At 65.5% G+C, this 14327-nt stretch carries 13 protein-coding genes; 6 read left to right on the top strand and 7 right to left on the bottom strand.

The window, feature by feature from the left end:
• Positions 1–19: 19 nt before the first annotated feature.
• The gene (locus tag ACKY0X_RS15210) at positions 20–1249 is read right to left on the bottom strand and encodes a PucR family transcriptional regulator (protein ID WP_409426717.1); all 1230 of its coding nucleotides are present in this window, start codon (positions 1247–1249) and stop codon (positions 20–22) included.
• 152 nt (positions 1250–1401) lie between these two features.
• On the opposite strand from ACKY0X_RS15210, the gene ACKY0X_RS15205 reads away from it, so the two are divergent.
• The 3 genes from ACKY0X_RS15205 to nrdF all read left to right on the top strand — a co-directional run bounded on the left by ACKY0X_RS15205 (position 1402) and on the right by nrdF (position 6057).
• The gene (locus tag ACKY0X_RS15205) at positions 1402–3357 is read left to right on the top strand and encodes a hypothetical protein (protein WP_409426716.1); all 1956 of its coding nucleotides are present in this window, start codon (positions 1402–1404) and stop codon (positions 3355–3357) included.
• A 115-nt stretch (positions 3358–3472) separates the two neighbouring features.
• On the top strand, positions 3473–4984 hold the full coding sequence (locus ACKY0X_RS15200; RefSeq protein ID WP_409426715.1) for a flavin-containing monooxygenase: 1512 nt from the start codon (positions 3473–3475) through the stop codon (positions 4982–4984).
• Between the two features lie 98 nt (positions 4985–5082).
• Entirely contained in the window at positions 5083–6057 is a 975-nt protein-coding gene (gene nrdF / locus ACKY0X_RS15195; protein ID WP_409426714.1) for a class 1b ribonucleoside-diphosphate reductase subunit beta, read from the top strand.
• Positions 6058–6102: 45 nt separating this feature from the next.
• Here the strand turns inward: nrdF and ACKY0X_RS15190 are convergent, their stop codons facing one another.
• From ACKY0X_RS15190 to ACKY0X_RS15175, 4 genes are read right to left on the bottom strand one after another with little or no spacing between them, the layout of a single operon-like run.
• A complete protein-coding gene (locus tag ACKY0X_RS15190) occupies positions 6103–7056 on the bottom strand; it encodes a TIGR03619 family F420-dependent LLM class oxidoreductase (protein ID WP_409426713.1) in 954 nt (317 codons plus the stop codon).
• 13 nt (positions 7057–7069) lie between these two features.
• Positions 7070–7993, bottom strand: a complete 924-nt coding sequence (locus ACKY0X_RS15185) for an NADP-dependent oxidoreductase (RefSeq protein ID WP_409426712.1) — start codon at positions 7991–7993, stop codon at positions 7070–7072.
• A gap of 6 nt (positions 7994–7999) precedes the next feature.
• Positions 8000–8701 carry a nitroreductase family protein gene (locus ACKY0X_RS15180; protein WP_409426711.1) on the bottom strand — a complete coding sequence of 234 codons (702 nt, stop codon included), beginning with the start codon at positions 8699–8701 and terminating at the stop codon, positions 8000–8002.
• 17 nt (positions 8702–8718) lie between these two features.
• Positions 8719–9369 (bottom strand): HD domain-containing protein, encoded by a 651-nt coding sequence (locus ACKY0X_RS15175; RefSeq protein ID WP_409426710.1) that lies wholly within the window; start codon positions 9367–9369, stop codon positions 8719–8721.
• A 185-nt stretch (positions 9370–9554) separates the two neighbouring features.
• On the opposite strand from ACKY0X_RS15175, the gene ACKY0X_RS15170 reads away from it, so the two are divergent.
• Complete coding sequence (locus ACKY0X_RS15170; RefSeq protein WP_409426709.1) at positions 9555–10787, top strand: MFS transporter; 1233 nt, start codon at positions 9555–9557, stop codon at positions 10785–10787.
• On the top strand, positions 10787–11200 hold the full coding sequence (locus tag ACKY0X_RS15165) for a DoxX family protein (protein WP_409429649.1): 414 nt from the start codon (positions 10787–10789) through the stop codon (positions 11198–11200). Before ACKY0X_RS15170 ends, ACKY0X_RS15165 begins: the two co-directional genes overlap by 1 nt.
• Before the next feature lie 5 nt (positions 11201–11205).
• Here ACKY0X_RS15165 and ACKY0X_RS15160 read toward each other — a convergent pair whose 3' ends face one another.
• Positions 11206–11880, bottom strand: coding sequence for a FadR/GntR family transcriptional regulator (locus ACKY0X_RS15160; protein WP_409426708.1), 675 nt, complete (start codon positions 11878–11880; stop codon positions 11206–11208).
• A 48-nt stretch (positions 11881–11928) separates the two neighbouring features.
• Here ACKY0X_RS15160 and ACKY0X_RS15155 point away from each other — a divergent pair, with 48 nt between their 5' ends.
• Positions 11929–13182, top strand: coding sequence for a CynX/NimT family MFS transporter (locus ACKY0X_RS15155; RefSeq protein WP_409426707.1), 1254 nt, complete (start codon positions 11929–11931; stop codon positions 13180–13182).
• Between the two features lie 81 nt (positions 13183–13263).
• Here the strand turns inward: ACKY0X_RS15155 and ACKY0X_RS15150 are convergent, their stop codons facing one another.
• Positions 13264–14316 carry an NAD(P)-dependent alcohol dehydrogenase gene (locus ACKY0X_RS15150; protein WP_409426706.1) on the bottom strand — a complete coding sequence of 351 codons (1053 nt, stop codon included), beginning with the start codon at positions 14314–14316 and terminating at the stop codon, positions 13264–13266.
• Positions 14317–14327: the final 11 nt, after the last annotated feature.

The following is a 14327-nucleotide window of genomic DNA, read 5'->3' as shown; positions in this document are numbered from 1 at the left end:
GTGGTTGAGTTCGAGGCGGCTAACCCGCGCCGCCGCGCCAACGCAGGGCTTCCAACGCCACCGCGACGTAGAGGCTGCTGTCTTCCAACGGCTTCGGCAACAGCTCATCGGCTCGGGCAATCCTGCGCAGCAACGTATTTCGATGAATGAACAAGTGGGCGGCCGCGCGTGAAGCGTTGCACTGCTGATGGATAAAGGTCAGGACGGTCTGCTGCAGTTCGGCGTCGGCCGACGCGAAGTCGCCGAGCGTTCGCGTGATGAACCGGTCGGCCCACTCCGGATCGGCACTGATCAGGGCGACCAGTTCGATATCGGCGAACCGGGCCACCCGCTGGGTGGAGTGCAGCCGCACCATCATGCGTTGTGCCGTGATGGCGTCGAGGTGGCTGCGGCGAAAGCCATCGAGGCCGGGCGCCGTTGTGCCGATCGCGATCTGTACCCCGGGCAGGTTGCTCACCACGGTAGAGACGGCGGCCAGATCCGGGCCTGCGGGGCCGGGCACCCACACCCAGCGGGTCGCCGCGCTGGCGAGCACCGACAGCGCGCGCTGCCCGTCGTCAGTACGTATCAAGGCCTCCGCGGCGGCATCGAGATCGGACAGGTTGGTGGTAGACTCGTCTCCCCAGATCACTGCCGCGGTATGACTTTGGTCGAGGCGATAGCCGAGCCGGCTTTCGGCGCGCTGTTTGGTGATCGACGCCCCGTCGAGGATCAGTGCGACGGTCTCGCGACGTTCGGCGTGGGTGCCTCGGGTGAGGGCTTCGCGTTCCCGCTGCATCTGCTCGCCGATACCGGCGATGGTGGCATCGATGAACGAGGTCAACGACCGGGCCGTGACGTCGAGCAGTTCGCGCAGTTCGTCGGGGTCGTTCGTGAGGGTGAACGCGGTCTGCATCCACGACCGCCACGCCACATTAGTTCCCACTCGGTAGGCATCAAGGACGGCCGATTCGTCGAGGCCCCGGCGAAATCCGTCGCGGACGATGAGCAGTGACTCCGTCGCGAGATTGGCCGGTACTGGTTCGCCGGGGTGGCTGACATTGGCGGCCGCCCAGTGCAGCAGGTTGGCGCGGTTGCTGCGGCGGATGCCTTCGGCGAGAACCGGATCGGAGGCCATGGCCTGCGTGTATACGGCCGACAGGGTGGCCTCGTGGAGTTCTTCCAGTGACTCCGGGGGAGCGCTGATCATCAGCTGGGCGCCGTGCCGGATCAGCTCGCGTACCGGCTCGGATGGCCGTGCCCAGTCCATGGCCGCAGCTTATGTCGGTGGTGCATTATGCACCGGGTATTGGGTCTATTAGGTGTTAAATGCTCTTTCGCGTCCGCCTCGGTTCCCCGAACAATCAGGTTGCTATCAGGTGACAGCCGTCACAGCGCACCTTGACCACACTGGAGGACCACATGTCGCGCACCGGATCCACACAACGCGCAGCCGTCGAGCGCGCCCACGAAAAGGCCGTTCAGCGGCGCCGGGTCCGGCAGCGGCTGCGCGTCCTTGCCGCCACCGCGCCGGGAGCCGTGGCCGGGGCGCTGGCGATGACGTTGGCGACCCCGCATGCGGTCGCCGCGACGGGGCCGACGGCGGCCATGCAATCGATCATCGATCAACTGCTCGACGCGCAGCAGCAGGTGTACGACACGAACAGCCAATACCCGTTCATCATTCCGTCGGATCTTGATTCCTTGCCGCGGTACATCCAGGGCCTGTCGGCCACCGAGCTGGTGCTGCAGTACGGCGAGATGTACAACCCCAATACCGGAATCCAGTGGATGCTCGGATTCCCGTGGGACGCAAACTCGGCCGACCCGGGACAGTTCTACATCCTGGTGAACCCGGACAACCAGTACGGCGTCATCCCGATCAGCGCCGACGGCACGTACACGATGACGGTCCACCCTGGTCCCGGCAGCCTCGACGTGTCGTTCACAACACTGTCCGGAACGATCGGCTCGCAGCAGGGCTACCTGCCGACCGGCCAGGTGCTCAGTCTGTCCGGGGCTACGCCGAACGCCGACGGCAGCTACACGATCACCTTCAGCCCGACGCCGCACGACGGTAACTGGATCGACACCACCGGCGCCGAAACCATGCTCATTCGCAACTCCATCGGTGACGCCGGACTGCCGCACGACTTCTTCTCGCTCCAGCAGGAGGGCGTCGCGCCGACCTACCACCTGCCGTTCCTCTCGGACGAGCAGCTGACGACGCTGTTGAGCAACGTCGCCAGGGACATCCCCACCACCAACGCCGACGCCGTCTACTACGACCAGACCGCGATCCCGAACAAGCTCCCGGTCAACTGGATGACGCCGGTCGCATCGTCCACCACCGCGATCAACGGGCTCATGCCCGGTCAATACAGCACGATGGGGCACTTCCGCCTCGATGACGACGAGGCACTGATCATCAAGGTGCCCAACCTCGACGCCCGGTACTCCGGACTCGAGCTGGCCAACGCGTGGGGGCAGAACGTCCCGATCGTGACCGCGCAGGGCAGCCTGAACAGCACTCAGACATTCGCCGATCCCGACGGCTACACGTACTACGTCGTCAGCGCTAAAGACCCCGGCGTCGCCAACTGGATCGACACCGGTGGCCTCGTCAACGGCATGCTCGGAGTTCGCTGGCAGGGCGTGGAGGGCAATCCGACGGGCTCCCAGACGTTTTCCCAGGTGGTGAACGTCGCCGATGTCAAGGATTACCTGCCGGCGGATCATCCCCTTGTCAGCCCCGAAGAGCAGGCGGCGCTGCTGCACGAGCGCCTGTTCAATTGGAACTACAACCAGGATCAGGACCACGACATCTCCTGGCTGGGGGCCAACCTCCTGCGCTACCAGGTTGTGGCCGCGATGGGCGAGGAGAATTTCGAGAAGATCTTCGGCAGCCAGGTTGATGTGCCGACGATCTGGGACCGGATGACCGACCCTGCGCTGATGCCACGCTTGGATGCCGTCGCCTCGGAGTTTCTGACCAACCCGGCCGGCGCCATGGCGGCGTTCGTCGGCAATATGCCGTTGGCGTTCAAAGACATCGAGATACCGATGCTGCTGGCCATGATGAGTTCGAAGGCAGTCGCGGACCAGACCTGGCAGGGGCTGCAGGGCGACTTCAGTTCCGGTGACTGGACGCAGGCCTGGACAACGCTGACCGGTGGTCTGGAAAGGCTGGGGACGGTCTTCGAGGTGGCCTGGGACGACCCGACCACCGGCATTGTCGCGGGCTTGCTCAATGCGCGCGACGACATGGCGACCGGAATCCTGAACGCCGGCAACAGCTTCGACCTGAGCCCGTACTCGCCGTTGATGGAGTCACTGGTCGATCTGAACAACCAGGTCATGGCGGCCCTGATGGGCTGATCCGGGACTGATCACGCGCCGTGCCGCCTTCCCGCGCGAAGGCGGCACGGGCGTTGACGGACTCGGATCCGGCAAACACACTGAACATCGATACCCCACAAGGGAGGAATGCGCGATGACGCTGACCGATCACACCACTGAGGACGCCGTCCGTCGGGCGCCGGTACACACCCGGGCGCTCGTCATCGGGACCGGATTCTCGGGCCTAGGCATGGCCATTGCGCTGCAGAAGCAGGGTGTGGAGTTCCTCATTCTGGAAAAGGCTGACGAGATCGGCGGGACGTGGCGGGACAACACCTACCCGGGTTGCGCCTGCGACGTGCCGTCGCACCTCTATTCGTTCTCGTTCGAGCCGAAGGCCACCTGGAGCCGACTGTTCTCCCCCCAGCCGGAGATCCTGGACTACCTCAAGGGCGTCACCGACAAGTACGGCCTGCGTCGCCATATCCGCTTCGGTTCGAAAGTGACCCGCGCGGCGTGGGCTGACGAAGAGTTCCGCTGGCATGTGTTCACCGAAGACGGCCAGGAATATGTGGCCCAGTTCGTGGTCTCTGGAGTCGGCGGTCTGCACATCCCACGACTTCCCGATATCGATGGAATCGACGAATTTGCCGGTACTGCATTCCATTCCGCGCAGTGGGACCACGGCGTGGACCTGACTGGTAAGCGGGTCGCGGTGATCGGAACCGGCGCCAGCGCGATCCAGATCGTGCCCGCGATCGTCGACCGGGTCGCCGAACTGCAGCTCTATCAGCGCACCCCGGCGTGGGTGGTACCGGTGCCGCATCATCAGCTACCGGATGCGGTGCGACAGGCGTTCGCGGTGGTGCCCGGACTGCGCTACGCGGTGCGGGCGGCCATCTATTGGGCGCTGGAAGGCGTCGGATTCGCGATGACCAAGCGGCCCGGCCTGCTGCGTCTGATCGAGGCGGTCGGCAAGCTCAACATCCGTCGACAGGTCCGCGACAAAGAGCTCCGCCGCAAGCTGACGCCGCAGTATCGGGCCGGGTGCAAGCGAATTCTCTACTCCGGCAACAACTACTACCGCGCGGTGGCTGACCCGAAGACCACGCTGGTGACCGACCGGATCACCCGCATCACCCGGGACGGCATCGTCACCGCCGACAACGTGGAACATGCCGCCGACGTCATCATCTACGCCACCGGATTCCATGTCACCGACTCCTACACCTACGTTGGCATCACCGGTCCGAACGGAGAGGATCTGGTCGAGCGCTGGAACCGCGAAGGGGTCCAGGCGCATCGCGGCATCGCCGTGGCCGACATGCCCAACCTGTTCTTCCTGCTCGGCCCCAACACCGCGCTCGGCCATACCTCGGTGGTGTTCATGATCGAGTCGCAGATCCGCTACGTCGCCAAGGCGATCGCCGCGGCCGACCACGCCGGTGCGCAGGCGTTGGCGCCGAGTCGGGCGGCCCAGGACCGCTACAACGCCGAGCTGCAGGACAAGCTCGCCGGTTCGGTGTGGATCACCGGCGGTTGCAACAGTTGGTATCTGGACGAGCACGGCGTCAACCGGACCCTGTGGAGCGGCATGACCTGGCAGTACTGGCAGGCCACCCGCACGTTGCGGGCGGGCGAGTACCGTTTTTCCGGCGTGCGCTGACCCGACACGCAGACCACAACTTCTTGTGTTGGCGCGGGTTGTCGGCCCCCAGGGGTAGTGTCAAAGGCCTAGATTTCGGCGGGTGAAATGGGGTTCTGGTGTCCGAAAATGTGAAGCTGATCGACCGCACTTCGGCCATCAACTGGAACCGGGTGCAAGACGACAAAGACTCCGAGGTCTGGGACCGTCTGACCGGCAATTTCTGGCTGCCGGAGAAGGTGCCGGTCTCCAACGACCTGCCGTCGTGGGGGACCCTGACCGACAGCGAGAAGCAGCTCACGATGCGGGTGTTCACCGGCCTGACGTTGCTGGACACCATCCAGGGCACGGTCGGGGCGGTCAGCCTTATTCCGGACTCGCTGACCCCGCACGAGCAGGCGGTCTACACCAACATCGCGTTCATGGAGTCGGTCCACGCCAAGAGCTACAGCCAGATCTTCTCCACGTTGTGTTCGACCAGTGAGATCGACGACGCCTTCCGCTGGTCGGAGGAGAACCCCAATCTGCAGCGCAAGGCCGAGATCGTCATGCAGTACTACCGCGGTGACGAGCCGCTCAAGCGCAAGGTGGCCTCCACGCTGCTGGAGAGCTTCCTGTTCTACTCCGGCTTCTACTTGCCGATGTACTGGTCGAGCCGGGCCAAGCTGACCAACACCGCCGACATGATCCGGCTGATCATCCGCGACGAGGCGGTGCACGGCTACTACATCGGCTACAAGTATCAGCGCGGGCTGGCCCTCGTTGACGAAGCCAAGCAGGGTGAGCTCAAGGAGTACACCTACGACCTGCTCTACGAGCTCTACGAGAACGAGGTCGAGTACACCCAGGACCTGTACGACAATGTCGGCCTGACCGAGGACGTGAAGAAGTTCCTGCGCTACAACGCCAACAAGGCGTTGATGAACCTCGGCTACGAGGCGCTGTTCCCGCGCGAGGAGACCGACGTGAACCCGGCGATCCTGTCAGCGCTGTCGCCCAACGCCGACGAGAACCACGACTTCTTCTCCGGTTCGGGATCGTCGTACGTGATCGGTAAGGCCGTCGTCACCGAAGACGAGGACTGGGAGTTCTGAGGTTTGGTCGGGCACATCAAGTCCGGCCACTGAGGACGTCCATCACTAGGCCGCGACTCGTTCGCGGATCTCGACGGCCGCGTCGAGCATCTGCCGGGTGTTGGTGAACCAGTCCTGCAGATTCAGGTCCACGATGAGTTCGTCCGCCCCGGCTTCTTCGGCCGTTCGGATGTCATCCATGATCTGGTCAAGGGTGCCGACGAATGCCGATCGCTCCGAATTCGCCGGACGGTTTGTGAAGGTGACGTTGCCGATCACGACCATCTGCATGCTGCTCGCGTCCCGGCCTGCGGCAGAAGCCATTTCGCGAATACGTGCCCAGCCGGAGCGCAGTTCGGCGGCACCGGCCGGGCCCGTGGTGGTCAGCACCGGCAGCCATCCGTCCGCATGTTCGGCAATGCGCTGCAAGGCCTTGGAGCTGGTGCGACGGCCCAGGTTGTTGCCTCCTCCGCCCAGCAGCACCGGAATTTTCGACACGGGCTTGGGCAGTACCGAGGCACGGTCGATGACGGTCCGTGGTCCCCGAACGGTTACTGGGTCCGGCCCCCAGGCCGCATTGAAGACGTCCAGTGTTTCGTCGAGGAAACGGCCGCGGTCGGCTCGGGTGGCACCGGTGGCCCGCAGTTCGTCGCTGGACCATCCAGTGCCCAGGCCCGCGACCACGCGGCCACCGCTGATCTGATCGACCGTCGCCAACGCCTTCGCCAACTGGACGGGCGTGTGTAGCGCAGCGATCAGAACCGCAGTGCCCAGTCGCACACGTTCGGTCACCACGGCCGCGGCGGTGAGCACAGCGAGCGGATCGGCGGCCTGCCGCGATGACTCCGGCCATTCCACGGTCGTCGGGCTGTACGGATCGACTGGCGACTCCGGGAAGAGCAGTCGTTCATAGGTCCACAAGCTGGCGTATCCGGCCGCTTCGGCGGTTCGGGCGGCTTCGACCACGTCGTGGCGGAGGTCGGTTCCCAACCCCTGCGGCAGACGAAGACCAAGTTTCAACGGAAACCTCCGACTAGTCGGCGTTGGCGATGGCGACGATGGTCTTGCCACGGCCGCGCCGTGCGGGGTCGAATGCCGTCGGCACTTCGGCCAGTGAACATGTCGCTCCAAGGATGGGACGCAGCCGGCCTTCGCGAAGTCTGCGCTCGAGGACAGCCAGACCCGACCGATCGGGTTCGACAACGAAAAAGATGGTCCGTGCGTCTTCGGGACGAACACGCGGTGGTTCGGCGATCGAAACCAGCGCCCCGCCGGGACGTACCAAGGCCGCTGAAGAATCGAGAAGTTCGCCGCCGATCACGTCGAACACCACGTCCACGTGCCCGACATCGTGTAGTTGATCCTGTTGCAGGTCGAAAAATTCATCGGCGTCGAGACCCAATATCGTGTCGCGGTGCTCGGTTCGGCCGCTTCCGATCACCCGCGCCCCGGCCTCACGGGCCAGCTGTACGGCGATGGCGCCAACGGCACCGGCGGCACCATGGATCAGTATGGTCTGACCGGCGACAAGACGTGCATGGTCGAACAAGCCTTGCCATGCGGTCAGCCCCGATATGGGCAATGCGGCCGCCGCCGTGTGGTCTACGTCGGCCGATAGCGGCGCAAGGTTGCGGGCCTCCACGGCAACGTACTCGGCCAGCGAGCCGTTGCGGGCCCAGTCGGTCATTCCAAAGACACGCTGGCCCAACGTCAGTCCGGTTGTGCCGTAGCCCAGCTCGGCGACAACCCCGGAGACTTCATGCCCGGGGATGCTGGGTGACCGGTCACGTCCAGAGCGGTCGGTCCAGGTGGCCGGCCAATCGAGCTCACCCGGTGTGAAACCGGCGGCGTGCACCCGGACGATGACGTCGTTCTCGGCGGCGTGCGGGTAGGGAACATCGGCCAGCGAAAGCCCACCGACGCCGGCAGCGCGCTCAGTTGCAACAATCGCCTGCACGGGTTCTCAACCCACCGTGGCCAGGTCGGGCGTCAGGTAGTCGTGCGGCCACAGCGGTTGCGGGACTACGACGCCGAACGGTGCACCCCAGCGGTTCCGTGATGAAACCTCCTGCACGGGACGCCGATTGGCAGCGACACCCCACTTTCCTCGTGGATAGCCGAGTGCCAGCATCGCCGACATCGTCCAACCCTCCGCTACAGGTACGCCCAGCAACTCGTTGACGCGGTCCTCGAAATTGCGGAGCACCATCGTCATGACGCCGCCGACACCCTCGGCGCGGGCGGCAAGCAGTGCGCTCCAGATCGCCGGATAGATGTTGGCCCCGCCGAGATCGTCGATGGCGAAGACGAACAGCAGCAGCGGGATGTCCTCGAAATGGTCGGCCAGGTAATCTCCGGAGCCCTTCATGCGACGCATCGTCTCGACATGTTGGGTCGGATCCGCACCGGGAGCCGGCGCGGCCATCGGCCCCATGCCCGTCGCGAACTTCTCGTACTCGACTGCGCGGCCTTGGCGGAACAACTGGGCAAGCTCATGTTTGAGCTCTGGATCATCGACGGCCAGAAAATGCCAGCGTTGGGTGTTGCCCCCGTTGGGGGCACGCACCGCCGCATCCAGGATGCGGGCTTGGGTGTCCAGCGGAATCGGGTCGGGCCGCAGCCGCCGCATCATCCTGGTGGTGTACAGCGCTTCGTGGATCTCCATGTGCCTGCTCCTTTCCGCTACTCGGGCCATGGGCTGTTGAGAATGCTGTCGACAAGGTTGCCGGGCTGGAAGGTGGGATCGAAGTGCGCCAGCACGTCGTCGTTCATCGTCCCGAACGTGGTTTCCGGGCGGTGCTTCATACCGTCGTTGAAGGCCGCCAGAATCCGGTTCTTGAAGTCGTGCCGCGGATGGGCGGTGACCACCGCGTCAATATCGGACTCGGGCAGATCTTCCAGACCTACGCCCACCACATCGGTCTTGACACCCGCTGCGAGCAAGGCGGTTTCGGTGTCGAGCCGCCCGGTGACCTCCGGCGTCGTGTGCAACGCGATGCCGAGCCACACCTTGTCGACGTCGGACTGTGCTACGCCGTGGTCCGTCAGGAACTCGCGTGCGGCATCGGCGCCGTCGATCTCGAAACGTTGGGTCGACGAGCGGTAGCGCGTGGTAAGGCCGAAGTCGTGAAACATTGCCGCCAGGTAGAGCAGCTCCAGGTCTGGCTGTAGGCCCGACCGCCGGCCGTGCAGGGCGCCGAACAAGAACACCCGTCGGGAGTGGTGGAAGAGCACGTCGTCCTCGGCGCTGCGGACGAACTCGGTTGCCTCGCGGGCGAGCTGAGTGTCGGGTACGACGACGTCAGCGATGCTCTCGATCCGCTGAGTTGCCATGGCCGGTCTCCTTGGTTTGGTCGACTGCTGACCAGCTTGCGCCCGTCGCGTTTCGTTGACACGCGGAGAACGGGCCGTCAAAGCCACAGATTGCGACAGGATCGCCGGTACTAGTGGGGAAGTGGGCCGGCATTTTGTACGAATGATGAACCGATCACGCTTCGAGGTGTTTGCATGACTTCGTGATGAGCGCTGATCGACCCAGTAGCGGCGCCGGCCCGGGCGTCAACCTGTTCCTGGCCACCTGGGTCTCGGTGATCTGCTTCTGGGCGTGGACCTTGATCGGCCCGCTGTCGACGCGCTACGCGAGCCAGTTGTCGCTCAGTTCCAACCGGGAGGCGCTGCTGGTGGCCACCCCGATCCTGGTCGGAGCGCTGGGCCGGATCGCCACCGGACTGATGACCGACCGCTTCGGGGGTCGCGCGATGTTCATCGGGGTCTCGGTGGCCTCGATACTCCCGGTGCTAGCGGTCGGGTACGCGGCAAAGATCGGTTCCTATTCGCTGATGCTGGTCGCGGGGTTCTTCCTCGGCGTGGCCGGCACCGTCTTTGCGATTGGAATCCCGTTCGCCAACAACTGGTTTGCCCCGCAGCGCCGCGGCTTCGCCACCGGAGTGTTCGGCATGGGCATGGTCGGTACCGCGGTCTCGGCATTCTTCACCCCGCGGTTCGTGAAGTGGTTTGGGCTGTTCTCCACCCATCTCATAGTCGCGGTGGCCCTGGGGATTTCGGCGCTGCTGTGTGTGGTGTTGATGCACAACGGCCCCCGCTTCGTGCCCAACACCACCCCGGTGCTGCCCAAGCTCAAGGCGGCGGCACGGTTGCGGGTGACGTGGGAGATGTCGCTGCTGTATGGACTGGTCTTCGGCGGCTTCGTGGCCTTCTGCAGTTACCTGCCGATCTATATCAAGACGGTCTACGACTTTTCCGCGGTCGGAGCGGGGGAGCGCACCGCGGCGTTCGCCCTGGCGGCCGTGCTGGCCCGGCTACTCGGCGGAACGCTGGCCGACCACATCGCGCCCAAGTACGTGGTCTTGGCTTCGCTGGCCGGCATCGCGGTGCAGACGTTGATCTCGGTGTTCAAACCGCCGGCTGACATCTGGTCGGGCCTGACCTTTCTGCCCCTTGCCGTCGCGCTCGGCATCGGCACCGGCGGGGTGTTCGCCTGGGTATCGCATCGTGCCCCGGCCGGTTCGGTCGGCTCGGTCACCGGGATCGTGGCGGCGGTCGGCGGGCTGGGCGGCTACTTCCCACCGCTGGTGATGGGCGCTACCTACGATCCAGTGCGCAACAGCTACGCGGTGGGATTGCTGCTGCTGGTGGCCACCGCGGTGATCCTGTTCGGCTACACCACGATATTTCTGCGCGCGCACGAGCCTCTCGTTTCGCAATCACCGTCGAGTTCAGGGAGTAGATGATGACGACAGATGCCGACCACACCGCCCCGCGCCGTTCCCGGGCGTGGATCACCGGAGCCGTGATCACCGCCGTGCTGGGGGTGTTCTTCGCGTTCGATGCCATCCCGAAGATCCTCGGTATGCCGTTTGCCCGCGAAGCCACCGAAGGGCTCGGCTTTTCTCCCGACAAGACCGCGGTGATCGGCTGGGTGCTGCTGGTATGCCTCGTCGTCTTCCTGATTCCGCGCACCGCCGTGCTGGGTGCGCTGGGTCTGACCGCTTACCTGGGTGGGGCGGTGACGATCAACATGCACGCGGACAAGCCACTGGCGGGCTTTGTGCTCTCCGGTGTCTACGTCGGCCTGCTGGTGTGGATCGGCCTCATCTTGCGGCGACCGGAGCTGCTGCGGGTGTTGGGGCTTCGGCGCGACTGAGCGCCTCAGCGGGGCGGTAGCTGCTCGAGCAGCTCGTCGAGGAATCCGCCCGCCTCACGCCCGGCCGCTTCGACGTCGGCCGCGGCGATCGCCTCCACCAGGCCCCGGTGCCGGATCTGGTCTGCCTGCACCGGTTTTGCGCTTGTCGTGGCGACACTGGCCATGAGCACCTCGGTGAGCCCGCAGTACAACTCGGTCAACACCGGATTGTGCGAGCAGCGGACCACCGCGAGATGAAAATCGGTGTCGGCCCGGACGAACTCGTCGTGCCTGCCCTCCTGCTGGTGGCCGTCGCGGCGATCCAACAGCGTGCGCAGCTCGGCCAGATCCTCCTCCGTGCGGGCGGCGGCGGCCAGCCGTGCCCCTTCCACCTCCAGGCAACGTCGCACCTGTAGTACGTCGCGCAGCTGCGGGCCACACAGCCGGCGCACCGCGCCGGACACTTCGCTGGTGGCGCGCACGTAGGTGCCGTCGCCCTGGCGGACCTCCAGGATGCCGCTGTGGGCAAGCGCCCGGACCGCCTCACGGACGGTATTGCGGCCCACCCCAAGCGCGTCGGCGAGCTCTGGCTCGGTGGGGATTCGCGAATCGACCGGCCATTCCCCGCCAGTCACGGAGGCGCGAAGCTGTTCAATCACCTGATCTACCAAGCCGGTGCGGCGAGTGGTGACCAACGGCACAGCTTCCTCCCTTCATCCAATCATAGGATGTATGCCATCCTACTTTAGGTGACCCGCACCGCCCGCAACGAACGACTCGGCCAGTACGAGCACGATCTTGAACTGGAACTCGAGGGTGCCGCCGAATTCCGGCCGGCGACGATGGCGGCCGGCGGTGCACTCCTGACCGTCGCGGTGGTGTTGACCGCACTGAACCTGCGCCCGGCGATCACCAGCGTGGGGCCACTGCTCCCGGAGATGCGGGGAGCGTTGGGCGCCTCGGACACCTGGGCCGGCATCCTGACCACGTTGCCCGGTCTGTGCTTCGCTGCCGCCGGGCTGGCCGCACCGTGGTTGTCGCGGCGGATCGGGCTGGGGCGCACGGTGTCGGCGGCGCTGCTGATACTCGTTGCGGGACTGCTGATCCGGGTCTGCGACGGGTCCTTCGTGGTGCTCGGCGGAACACTGGTGGCGACCGCGGGAATCGCCTTGATCAACGTGCTGATCCCAGTGATCATCCGAGGATCCTTCCCGGCGCAGGTCGGGCTGATGACCGGCGTCTACACCGCGGCCCTGCAAGGGGGAGGGGCCTTGGGCTCCGCGGTCACCCCGGTGCTCGATGACGCGCTGGGCGGCTGGCGATCGGCACTGGGCGCGTGGAGTGCGCTCGCGCTGCTGGCGTTGGCGGCCTGGGTGGTTGGGGCCCGCGGATTCGACCGGCCCGGCACCGCCGCGCCCGCGGCCACGGTGAAGGGCCGGTCGCTGTTGCGCAGCAAGCTCGCCTGGACCGTCACGCTGTTCTTCGGCACCCAGTCGTTCCTCGCCTACGTGGTGATGGGCTGGCTGCCCGAGGTGCTGATCGAGAACGGCACCAGCGAAACGCGCGCCGGCCTACTGCTCGGCCTGATCTCGCTGATCGCCGTGCCGATCAGTCTGATCGTGTCGCCGTTGGCCGCCCGCCGGGACAGCCAAAGCGGTTGGATCGTCGGACTGGGAGTGCTCGGGATGGCCGGAATGCTCGGTCTGCTGATCGCGCCCGGGGCTGCACCACTGCTGTGGAGCGTGCTGGTGGGCCTGGGGATGAGCGTGTTCTCGTTGGCGCTCACCGTGATTGCGCTGCGAGCCCGCGACGCACAAGACACGGCGAGCCTGTCGGGGATGGCGCAGGGCTTCGGCTACCTGCTCGCCGGCGTCGGCCCGTTCATGTTCGGCCTGCTGCACCACGTGAGTGGCGGATGGACCGTGCCGTGGCTGATGATGCTCGCCGTCTACCTGGTGCAGACAGCGGCGGGTGCATTGGCCGGGCGCAACCGCTACGTCTAAGTGGCCCTCGCCGAACGTGCACTGAGACCGGGGATTTCGCGAATCTTTCGGTCTGAGTACACGCTCGGCGATCGCTGGATGCTAGGCGGTCCGCAGCGACTCGGTGTCGATGACGAAGCGGTAGCGCACGTCTGAGGCCAGCACGCGCTCGTAGGCGGTGTTGATGTAATCCGGTTCGATGACCTCGATCTCGGGACGCACGCCGTGCTCGGCGCAGAAGTTCAGCATCTCCTGGGTCTCGGCGATCCCACCGATCAACGAGCCCGTCACACTGCGCCGCATCCGGACCAGCGGGCTCGGCGGCACCGACAGGGCGTGTTCGGGCATGCCCAACTCGACCAGCGTGCCGTCCAGGGTGAGCAGGTTCAGATACGCGCCCAGGTCCAGGCTCGCCGAGACGGTGTTCAAGATGACGTCGAACTTGTTGCGCAGATCCTTGAATGTCTGGCGGTCGCTGGTGGCGTGGTAGTGCTCGGCCCCCAACCGCAGGCCGTCCTCCATCTTCTTCAGCGACTGCGACAGCACTGTCACCTCGGCGCCCATCGCCACCCCCAGCTTGACGGCCATGTGTCCCAGGCCGCCGAGGCCAATGACCGCGATCCGCTTGCCGGGGCCGACATTCCAGTGCCGCAGCGGCGAATAGGTGGTTACGCCGGCGCAGAGCAGAGGAGCGGCGGCGTCCAGGGGAATCTCGTCGGGGATGCTCAAGACGTAGTTCTCGTCGACGACGATCGCGCCGCTGTAGCCGCCCTGGGTGGGCTGACCGTCGCGGCCGACGCCGGCGTAGGTACCGACCATGCCGCCGCCGGTGCAGTACTGCTCAAGGCCGGCCTGGCAGTTGGGGCATTCGCGGCAGGAGTCGACGAAGCAACCCACGCCGACACGGTCGCCCACCTTGAACTTCGTCACCGCGGACCCGACGGCGGTGACCACACCGGCGATCTCGTGGCCGGGAACCAGCGGGTACTGCGGAGCGCCCCACTCGGCTTTTACGGTGTGGATGTCGGAATGGCAGATGCCGGCGAAATGAATGTCGAACGCCACGTCGTGCGCGCCGGGGTCCCGGCGGGTGATCGTGGTCTTGCTCAGCGGGTCGGTTGCCGACGTGGCGGCATAGGCGGAAACGGTGCTCATAGTGGAGATTC

The organism is Mycobacterium sp. SMC-11, from assembly GCF_046250095.1.
Taxonomy (GTDB): domain Bacteria; phylum Actinomycetota; class Actinomycetes; order Mycobacteriales; family Mycobacteriaceae; genus Mycobacterium; species Mycobacterium heraklionense_A.
Note: the sequence above shows the minus strand (reverse complement) of the source record. Positions and strands in the feature narration are given on the sequence as shown.

What these genes read in the sequence shown, in the direction of transcription:
- ACKY0X_RS15210 (WP_409426717.1), bottom strand. Translation starts at nt 1,249, where the DNA reads ATGGACTGGGCACGGCCATCCGAGCCGGTACGCGAGCTGATCCGGCAC.
- ACKY0X_RS15205 (WP_409426716.1), top strand. Translation starts at nt 1,402, where the DNA reads ATGTCGCGCACCGGATCCACACAACGCGCAGCCGTCGAGCGCGCCCAC.
- ACKY0X_RS15200 (WP_409426715.1), top strand. Translation starts at nt 3,473, where the DNA reads ATGACGCTGACCGATCACACCACTGAGGACGCCGTCCGTCGGGCGCCG.
- ACKY0X_RS15180 (WP_409426711.1), bottom strand. Translation starts at nt 8,701, where the DNA reads ATGGAGATCCACGAAGCGCTGTACACCACCAGGATGATGCGGCGGCTG.
- ACKY0X_RS15175 (WP_409426710.1), bottom strand. Translation starts at nt 9,369, where the DNA reads ATGGCAACTCAGCGGATCGAGAGCATCGCTGACGTCGTCGTACCCGAC.
- ACKY0X_RS15170 (WP_409426709.1), top strand. Translation starts at nt 9,555, where the DNA reads ATGAGCGCTGATCGACCCAGTAGCGGCGCCGGCCCGGGCGTCAACCTG.
- ACKY0X_RS15165 (WP_409429649.1), top strand. Translation starts at nt 10,787, where the DNA reads ATGACGACAGATGCCGACCACACCGCCCCGCGCCGTTCCCGGGCGTGG.
- ACKY0X_RS15150 (WP_409426706.1), bottom strand. Translation starts at nt 14,316, where the DNA reads ATGAGCACCGTTTCCGCCTATGCCGCCACGTCGGCAACCGACCCGCTG.